At 72.5% G+C, this 9345-nt stretch carries 6 protein-coding genes; 4 read left to right on the forward strand and 2 right to left on the reverse strand.

Annotation, left to right across the window (positions count from 1 at the left end):
- Positions 1-105 precede the first annotated feature (105 nt).
- A complete protein-coding gene (locus ACWCP2_RS37895; protein ID WP_450913082.1) occupies positions 106-1896 on the reverse strand; it encodes a D-alanyl-D-alanine carboxypeptidase family protein in 1791 nt (596 codons plus the stop codon).
- 2353 nt (positions 1897-4249) lie between these two features.
- On the opposite strand from ACWCP2_RS37895, the gene ACWCP2_RS37900 reads away from it, so the two are divergent.
- From ACWCP2_RS37900 to ACWCP2_RS37910, 3 genes are all read left to right on the forward strand, one after another.
- Positions 4250-4984: a GOLPH3/VPS74 family protein gene (locus tag ACWCP2_RS37900; RefSeq protein WP_450913083.1), complete on the forward strand. Its 735-nt coding sequence runs from the start codon at positions 4250-4252 to the stop codon at positions 4982-4984.
- Between the two features lie 325 nt (positions 4985-5309).
- A complete protein-coding gene (locus ACWCP2_RS37905) occupies positions 5310-6191 on the forward strand; it encodes a helix-turn-helix domain-containing protein (RefSeq protein WP_450913084.1) in 882 nt (293 codons plus the stop codon).
- A gap of 191 nt (positions 6192-6382) precedes the next feature.
- Positions 6383-6592, forward strand: a complete 210-nt coding sequence (locus ACWCP2_RS37910; protein WP_243341874.1) for a DUF397 domain-containing protein — start codon at positions 6383-6385, stop codon at positions 6590-6592.
- Positions 6593-6821: 229 nt separating this feature from the next.
- Here ACWCP2_RS37910 and ACWCP2_RS37915 read toward each other — a convergent pair whose 3' ends face one another.
- Positions 6822-7667 (reverse strand): hypothetical protein, encoded by an 846-nt coding sequence (locus ACWCP2_RS37915; protein WP_450913085.1) that lies wholly within the window; start codon positions 7665-7667, stop codon positions 6822-6824.
- A 128-nt stretch (positions 7668-7795) separates the two neighbouring features.
- On the opposite strand from ACWCP2_RS37915, the gene ACWCP2_RS37920 reads away from it, so the two are divergent.
- Positions 7796-9016, forward strand: a complete 1221-nt coding sequence (locus ACWCP2_RS37920; RefSeq protein WP_450913086.1) for an aminotransferase-like domain-containing protein — start codon at positions 7796-7798, stop codon at positions 9014-9016.
- Positions 9017-9345 lie beyond the last annotated feature (329 nt).

Below are 9345 nucleotides of genomic sequence, written 5' to 3' on the forward strand. Positions count from 1 at the left end.
GACAGGCCCGGGGAGATCGCCGGCAGCAGGGGGCGGCGGACCCGCTCCGCGCGGGTGCGCGGCGTCGGCTGCTGCCGCGGCAGCGGCAACGGCGGAGGCGGCGGCTCAGCCGACGCGCGTCAGCTTCTTGCCGAGGCCCGGTGCGACGAGGTCGCCCTGCAGCGCCACCGGCACCTTCACCTGGCTGGCGCCCTCGCCGACGGTCAGCATGCCGATCTCCGAGCCCGCCTTGGCCGTCTGCGGGAGCCGGGTGGCCCCGTCAGCCAGCTTGATGGCGATCGTGAGGGTCGGCCAGCCGACCGCCTTCACGTCGGCGGTGGCCACGACCGGGACCCGGGTGCCGAGTCCGTCGTCCACGTAGCCGACGACATCGCCCTTCTGGATGACGGGCGCGGACTTCAGCATCTTCTGCGTGGCGATCATGACGTTCTTGCTCGCCGCGATCGCGGTGCCGAGGATCGGCACGCCGTGCTGGCCGAGGACCGCGCCGACGATCAGCTGGTTGGTCTTGCCGACCTTCTTCTCGGCGGCGAAGAGGAGATTGCCGCCGGCCTTGGTGGTGGAACCGGTCTTGATGCCGAGCGAGCCGTTGAAGGGCACCAGGTCGTTGTAGTTCCGCCACTCCTTGCCCGTCGGGTCGATCCACTTCGGCTTCATCGTGATCGCGATCAGCTCCGGCATCTCGACGATCTTGAGGCCGAGCTTGACCTGGTCCTCGGCGGTGCTGACCGTGGTCGCGTCCAGACCCGAGGGGTCCGTGTACGTGGTGTTGGTCATGCCGAGTTCCCGGGCGGTGTCGTTCATCTTCTTGACGAACGCCTCCTGCCCGCCGTCCCAGCGCGCGAGCAGGCGCGCGACGTTGTTGGCGGACGGGATCATGATCGCGTTGAGGGCGTCCTCCTGGGAGATCTGGCCGCCCTCCTTCAGGTTGTTGACCGTGGACTCGCCGTCGGTCTCCTTCTTGCCGTCGTCGACCGCCGTCTTGTCGACGGGGATCATCTGGCCCTTCTCCCCCTTCTTCATGGGGAAGTCCTTGAGGACGACGTAAGCGGTCATGGCCTTGGCCACGCTGCCGATCGCCACGGGCTTCTGCTCGCCGAAGCTGCCTACGGTGCCGAGGCCCGCGGCGGCCATGTACGCCTGGCCCTCCTTCGGCCACGGCAGCGACGGCTCCGCGCCCTCGAAGGTGTACGAGGCGTTCGCGGTCATCTTCAGCGTCGGGGCCGGCAGCGGGCGCACGAGCTGGACGACGGCGAGGACCACCGCGAGGAGCACCAGGATCGGCGCGTAGATCTTGAACCGGCGCAGGGCGGTGCGGGCCACGCTCGGCGGCGGGGGCGGGTTGTTGGTGAGGTCCGCCAGCATGTCGAGCGGCGGCTTGGGTGGCAGCGGCTGCTGCGTGGTCCGCTCCGGGGACTCCCGCGTCACGGGGGTCCGCACCCCGGCGGGAACCGGAGTCCGGCCCGGGGCCGAAGCGGGGGCCGCGCCGGGCGCGCCCGCGGTGGGCCGCGCGGGGGCGTCGTCGCCGCGCAGCGGCACGAAGGTGCTCGCCCGCTCCCCGGCACCGGTACCGGTACCGGTACGCGGAGCCGCCGGCTGAGCCGAGCCCTGCCCGACGCTGCCACGCCCTGCGGCGCCCTGCCCTGCGGGGCCGGCGGTGCCGGGCTTGGCTGCGCCCGGGCGGGTGGTGCCGGGGTCGGTGGTGCCCGGGTCGGCGGTGCCGGGCTTGATGGCCCGGAACACAGCAGTCCGCTCGCTGTCGACCGGCTCGCCATCGGCCGGAGCGTCCGGAGCCGGGGGCTTGACCGCCCGGAACACGGCCGTCCGCTCACTGTCCTCCGCCGAACCGCCCGGGGCGGCCCCGGACCCGGACCCGGGCTTGACCGCCCGGAACACGGCGGTCCGCTCGCTGTCGACCGGCTCGCCGGAGCCACGGCCGCCGGGGGCACCCGGAGCACCGGAAGCGGTCCGACCCCCCGGGGCGGCCGGGTTGCCCGGGGCGGCCGAAGAGCCCGAGCCACCCGAAGAGCCCCGGGTCCCGGAAGAAGCCGGGGCCCCGGGACCCGCCTGACGACCCGGCGCAGCCGGAGAACCGGGAGCGCCCGAAGGCGCCTGGGCGCCGGAGGAAGCAGCGCTACCGGCGGCGGCACTGCCGCCCTGCGCAGCCGAAGAGCGCGAGCCATCCGTAGAGCCCCGGGTACCGGAAGAAGCGGGAGCACCCGGTGCAGCCGGGGAACCCTGAGCGCTCGAAGGCGCCCGAGTGCCGGAAGAACCCGCGCCACCGGCGCCGGTCTGGTCGCCCGGCGCAGCCGAAGAGCGCGAGCCATCCGTAGAGCCCCGGGTACCGGAAGAAGCGGGAGCACCCGGTGCAGCCGGGGAACCCTGAGCGCCCGAAGGCGCCCGAGTGCCGGACGAAGCCGGGGTGCCGGCGGGGGCGTGGTTGCCCTGGGCCGCCGAGCCCGAGCCGGCCGAAGGCTCCCGGGTGCTGGAGGGAGCCGAGGCTGCGGGGCCCGCCTGGTTGCCCGAGGCAGATCGCGAGCCGGGGGCACCAAGGCCCCCCTGACGGCCGGAAGCAGTCGAAGGATCCGGCGCCGCCGAAGAGCCCGAGGTGTCCGAAGAGGCCCGGGTACCGGACGAGGCCGGGGTGTCCGACGGGGCCCGGGAACCGGACGAAGACTGGGCACCCGACGCGCCCAGGGCATCCGAAGCGGAACGCCTACCGGACGAATCCGAAGCATCCGACGGGGACCGGGAACCGGACGAGGCCGGGCTGTCCGAAGGGGCCTGGGCACTCGACGTACCCAGGGCATCCGAGGCAGAACGGCTGCCGGACGAAGCCGGGGCACCCGACGGGGCCCGGGTACCCGACGAAGACTGGGCATCCGAAGCGGAACGGCTACCGGACGAGGACGGGGCACCCGACGGGGACCGGGAACCGGACGAGGCCGGGCTGTCCGAAGGGGCCTGGGCACTCGACGTACCTAGGGCAACCGAAGCGGAACGGCTGCCGGACGAAGCAGGGGCACCCGACGGGGCCCGGCTACCGGACGAGGACGGGGTGTCCGACGGGGCCCGGGAACCGGACGGGGGCGGGGTGTCCGTCGTCGGGGTGGGTGGCATGCGGAAGACGGCCGTGCGCTCGCTGTCGGCCGGTGCCTCGGGGGAGTCCGTGGGGGCAGCGGGCGGGACCGTACGGAACACCGCGGTGCGCTCGCTCTCGACCGAGCCGGCGGCAGCCGCAGGCCCGTCGGAGGTGCCGCCGCCAGAAGTGGAGCTCGGAGTGGAACCCGCGGGCAGGTCCGTGCCGGTCCGCGGCGTCACCGTGCGGAACGACGCCGTACGGTCGCTCCCGGCCGGCCCGGCAGCCGCCGCGGGCTTCCCCGAAGCGGAACCCATGGAGCGGTCGGCATCCGCCGGAGGCGTCGCGGCACGGAAGGCGGCCGTACGCTCGCCGCCCACCGGCGCGGCCGAGGAGTCCGCCCCGGAAGCCGAACCCGAAGCCGCAGGTCGGTCGGCGTCAGTGCCGGATCCTGCCGCACCAGCCGGGGCGGCCGCGGATCGGGCATCCGAGGTATCCGAGGCGTCTGCGCGCCCCGCGGAATCACCTGCGCGGCCGGAAACGGAAGCGGAATCCGCCGAGTCGGCGGCGCCAGTCGCCGGCGGCGTCACGGCGCGGAACACCGCCGTGCGCTCGCTCTCGAACGCCCCGTCAGCGGAGCCACCGGCCCTGGATCCGGAATCCGAATCGGAATCGGAATCCGAATCGGCAGCCGCAGCCGCAGCCGCAGCCGCAGGCTCAGCCGCATCCGCGGGCAGGGCCTTGAAGACCTCGGTCCGCGCACCCGGCGCACCCGGCACGGCCGGCGCATCCTCCCGCTCGTCCCCGGAGGGCGCCGTCGCCACCCACGCGGCCACCGCCTCGCGCAGCGGATCGTGGTCCGCGGGCCCGTCCTCCGAGTCCCTCGGGCGGAACAGCGATGCCCTCGGGTCACGCCCCCCGGACGACTCCGCCGTCCCCGACGTTCCTTCATCAACCGACTTGTCGGGGGACTCGCCCGCCACCAGTTCCTCCTCGATCGCCTTCACGTCCGGCTGTCCGAATGTCTAACAGTGTCCCGTCTAGGGGGCATCGCCCCCGTGCTAGACGAGAACGACATAGCTGACGGTTCCCCCACAAAGCGGCCAGGCGCTCTCGACAGATGAATGTGAGAGGCGTCACCCTGTCACTCATCCACGCGGGGAGGCATGGATGGGCAGGAGCCGCAGAACAATTCCGGAGGAGCTTCTGCTGCTCGCTTTGGACCCGGCCACGGGTACCACGGCGCAGCCGCAGTCGCTCGACCTCGGCCTGGCCGGGGCACAGCTAGTGGAGCTGGCTCTGGCAGGACGGATAGCCCCTGATGGGGATCGTATCGCCGTGGTGATGCCACGGCCGACAGGAGATCCGACTCTGGACTCCGCACTGGAACTGCTGCGCAGGCGCGGCAGCCCGGTTCGGGCGGTCCACTGGATCGGCGGACCCCGACTGGGGCTCCGTCAGATTTACCTCGCTCACCTGGAGCGTTGCGGCATGGTTCATGCCGTCGCGGGCCAGATGTGCGGGGTGCTGCCGACGACTCGCTACCAAGCGACCGACACAGCGATCAGCCGGGAGATCCGTGGCCGGCTGGACAGTGCGATCCGCACCGGCGTACCGCCGGACCCGCGGACCGCGGCGCTCGCCGCTCTGGCCCACGCGGTCGGACTCGGCAAGCACCTGTACCCCGGCAACGAGGGGCGGTCGTCCAGGTCCCGGCTGCGGGATCTGATCCGGCACGACCCGATGGGCGGACTGGTGGCGCACGCCGTCATGGACGTCCAGAACGGCGTGGCCGCACAGCCGCGCCGCGACCGGGCACCGGCCCAGCCCGTCCGGGCCACGGCGGCAGCCGCCGCGCTGCAGCCGCGCCGGACCGGTGCGATGGCCCGCGTGGCCGCGCACTGATCCACCGGCGGGCCGCGCAAGGCGGCACGCAGGACGCACGACCAGTGGGTCAGCACCATCAGCAGGTCAGCACGACCAGTAGGTCAGCACAGCCAGCAGGGCAGCACGACCAGCAGGGCAGCAGTGATCGCAACCGCCTACGCGCGGGGCGACGATGCCGGCGTACCGGCCCCGTCGCCCCGCGCGTTTGCTTTTCCCACCCGTTCCGCACCTTCCGACCCGTTCCCCAGCGAGGCCACGTGCTTCGGTGGCAGTCTGCTCACCAGCAGACACGCAGAGAGACAGCGAAGAGACAGCAACAGAAGAAGGCGGAGGTGCCGTTCACGTGGCGTCCAATGTCAATCCCACCGTCCGACGCCGCCGACTGGGCATGGAGTTGCGCAAACTGCGCGAGGACAAGGGCATGACGGCCGAGCAGGTCGCGGAACGCCTGCTCGTCTCCCAGTCGAAGATCAGCCGGCTGGAGAACGGCCGGCGTTCCATCAGCCAGCGCGACGTCCGCGATCTGTGCGACGTCTACGAGGTCGAGGACCGGCGGCTCGTCGACTCCCTCATGCAGATGGCCAAGGATTCCCGCCAGCAGGGCTGGTGGCACGCCTTCGGCGACATCCCGTACAGCGTCTACATCGGCCTGGAGACGGATGCCGCCAGCCTGCGCACCTACGAACCCCTGGTGATCCCGGGGCTGCTCCAGACCCCGGAGTACGCCCAGTCGCTCGTCCGCGGCGCATGGCCCGAGACGGCTCCGGTCGACGTGGAGAAGCGCGTGCAGGTCCGGATGCACCGCCAGAAGCGGCTCCACGAGACCGAGAACAGCAATCCCGAGATCGGGCCGCTGCGCCTGTGGGCGGTCATCGACGAGGCCGCCCTGCGGCGGCACGTGGGCGATGCCCAGCTCATGATCCGGCAGCTGGAGTTCCTGATAGAGCAGTCGGAGAAGCCGCACGTCACGGTCCAGGTGATGCCCTTCTCGGTGGGCGCCCACCCGGGCGTCAACGGCCAGTACGCGATTCTGGAATTCCCGGACGCCTCGGACTCGACCGTCGTCTACATCGAAGGCGTGACGAGCGACCTGTACCTGGAGAAAGCCAACGACGTCCAGAAATACAGCGTGATGTACGAACATCTGCGTGCTCAGGCCCACAACGTGGACCAGACGCGGCACTTCATCGCGCAGATCATCGAGGACTTCGCGGACAAGGGGTAATCGGGGGGGGTCGGCGAAAAGGCCGGTACGGTACACCGTCACTCCCCGGCGGCAGAAGACCTGAATGGAATATGCCACTCGGTCGGGTGAACGCCCCCTTCGCGCAACGGGAGCTGCGGGTAGCGTCGATCACGTCAGCCGGAGCAATGGCCGACATGACACCGGAACCACTCGCTGAACCGGAGAGAAACATGGCTATTCGTCAAGGTGCAACGGAAAACTGGACCAAGTCCTCGTACTCCGCCAACGGTGCCTGCGTCGAAGTCAAGTCCCCCGTCATGGAGGCCATCGCGGTCCGTGACTCGAAGGTGCAGGACGGCCCGTCCCTCACCTTCGCGCCCGGCTCCTGGACCTCGTTCGTCGCCGAGGTGACCGAGGGCCGCCTGGGGCGCCTCGCCTGAACGTCGAAGCGACCTTCCCGGCCCGCCGTCACACGATCAGCGCCACCGGCACCACCGGCTCCACCGCAAGGCCAGCACCACCAGAATCACCCGCACCACCTGCACCACCTGCACCACTGACTGGAGCCCTCTCGACCGGCCCGCCGTCGCCTGCCGAGGGGGCTCGGCCATGTCCGGGCCCCCCGGCTCCGGTCCCGGCTCCGGTCCCGGCTCCAGCCCCCTTGCGGGGCTACCTCAGCTGATCGACGTACCGGTCCGTCCCCGGCACCGTCGGGATGAACGGGGCCACCAGCTCCACCCGCCCCAGCCCCGACTCCGCGACCTCCGTATCCAGCCCCTGGAACCGGTCCCAGCAGGTGCGCGGGTCGGCCTCCAGGAACCACAGCAGGGTCAGGCGGGTGTCGACCCCCTCCACCTGCTTGACGTACGTCATCCGGTCCCCCGGCAGCGGCGTCGGCCGGAAGACCGTGACCAGCGCGGCCGGCGAGCCGGCCAGCCGCTTCGGCAGGGCCCGCGAGCGCAGCCACTCCAGCAGCTCGGCCCGCCGTTCCGGGCCCTCCGCGTCGATGACCTGCACCACGAGCCCGCCGTACGGGTGGTCGAGGGCGTGGAAGTCGCGGGGGCCGGCGGCGCCGTCCCGGTAGACGGTGGCCTCGTGGTCCTGGAACGCGGTGAAGACGTGGGTGCGGTCCTGGTAGACCCGGCCGTCGCGGTTGAGGCGCTTGTTGATGCCGACGGTCCACTTCATGTGCTCGTCGTAGCGGCCCTCGGTGACCCAGTACGTGGAGATGTAGCACCCGGCGGTCACGGGCTGGGCCACCGCCGACTTCTCCGGGTAGCGCAGCTCCTGGAGCTCGCGGGTGGCGACCCAGCGGCGGCCGGCGAACATCCAGGGCATGGCCATGGCGCCGGCGTAGTAGTGGTCGTCCTCGTACCAGCGGTTGTACGCGAACTCGTGGCCCGGGTGCGGCTCGACCATGGTGATCAGCGCGTGGCCGGGGTGGACTCCGTAGGGGCCGACCGAGGCGAGCTCGGCGTAGTCGTCGGCCCGGGTGTTCCGCTCGTCTGCTGTCATGGGACCCGGTCTAGCTGATGCAACGTCAGATGGGGAGTCCCTGGGCGCAGTTCAGCATCCGATACATACCTGCCATCTACACCTACTCGCGGCTACGATGCCCGCACCCGCCTCCAGAAGGAGCCACCGTGCCCGCCCACGTGCCCGCCTCCGCGCCCGCCTCCGCCCTGCCGCCCGCCGCCACCCCTCCGCCGCCCTTCGCCGCCCGGATCCGTACGACCGCCCCCTCCGCCGTGCGCGAGATCCTCGCCGTCACGGCCCAGCCCGGCATGATCTCCTTCGCCGGCGGCCTGCCCGCCCCGGAGCTCTTCGACGCCGAGGGCCTGCGGGCGGCGTACGACTCCGCCTTCGCGCGGTCCGCCCACCGCGCCCTCCAGTACTCGACCACCGAGGGCGCCCCCGAACTGCGCGCGGCGGTGGCGGCCCGGCTCTGCAAGCAAGGGCTGGCGACCACCCCGGACGACCTGCTGATCACCACCGGATCGCAGCAGGGACTCGGCCTGATCGCGACCGCGCTGATCGAACCGGGCGACGCGGTGCTCGTCGAGAACCCCACCTACCTGGCAGCGCTCCAGGGATTCCGGCTCGCGGGGGCCCGGGTGATCCCCGTGCCGTGCGACGACCAGGGCATCCTCCCGGACGCACTGGCCGAGCTCGTCGCCCGCAAACGCCCCAAGCTGCTCTACACGATCCCCACCTTCCAGAACCCGACCGGCCGCACCCTGCCCGCCGGCCGCCGCGCCGAGATCGCGGCGCTCGCGGCCCGGCTCGGCCTGTGGCTCCTGGAGGACGACCCGTACGGAGAACTCCGCTACGAGGGCCCCGAACTGCCCCGGCTCGCCTCCTACCCCGGGGCCGAGGACCGTACGGCGCTCCTCGGCAGCTTCTCCAAGGTCATGGCCCCCGGACTCCGGCTCGGCTGGCTGCGCGCCCCTGCCGGGCTGCTGCGCGCGGCGGTGCTCGCGAAGCAGGCGGCGGACCTGCACACCTCGACGGTCGACCAGCTGGCGGCGGCGGAGTACCTGCGGACGGCTGACCTCGACGCGCACGTGACGCGGGTCCGCGACGCGTACCGGGTCCGGCGCGACGCCCTCCTCGCGGGGCTCGGCGCCGCGCTCCCGCCGGGCTCCACGTGGAACCACCCCGAGGGCGGCATGTTCGTCTGGGCCCGCCTGCCCGAGGGCCACGACGCGACAGCCCTGTTCCACGCGGCCACCGCCCGCGGCGTCGCCTTCGTCCCCGGAGCCCCCTTCTTCGCGCACGCCCCGGATCCGCGCACGCTACGCCTGTCGTTCACGACCCACACCCCGCCGGAAATCCACGAGGGCCTGACCCGCCTGACCCCCTGACACCCCGAGGCCCCCTCCCGCTACGCGGGCCGAAGCTCTCCGCAGCCACTCCCCACCGCACGGGACCGCCCCCAGCCCCCTCCCGCCGCTACGCGGGACCACCTCCAGCCCCCTCCCGCCGCTGCGCGGGGAAGCCCCACGCCCCCTCCCCGCTGCGCGGGGCCCCCACACCCGCAGCCCCGGCTGCGGGTGTGCCGCTGCGCGGGGCGGAGTTCCCCTACCCGCCCTTCCACCGTTCCCAGGGCTCCGCCCTGACCCGCGCCTCAAACGCCGGCGACGCAGCCTCCATGGGCCCCCTCACCCACGACCTCAGCCACGCCTACACCGCC

This window comes from Streptomyces sp. NPDC002104 (assembly GCF_053593795.1).

Bases quoted from the DNA above. Each gene is read 5' to 3' on its own strand.
- ACWCP2_RS37900 (WP_450913083.1), top strand. From the start codon at position 4,250: ATGGGCAGGAGCCGCAGAACAATTCCGGAGGAGCTTCTGCTGCTCGCT.
- ACWCP2_RS37910 (WP_243341874.1), top strand. From the start codon at position 6,383: ATGGCTATTCGTCAAGGTGCAACGGAAAACTGGACCAAGTCCTCGTAC.
- ACWCP2_RS37915 (WP_450913085.1), bottom strand. From the start codon at position 7,667: ATGACAGCAGACGAGCGGAACACCCGGGCCGACGACTACGCCGAGCTC.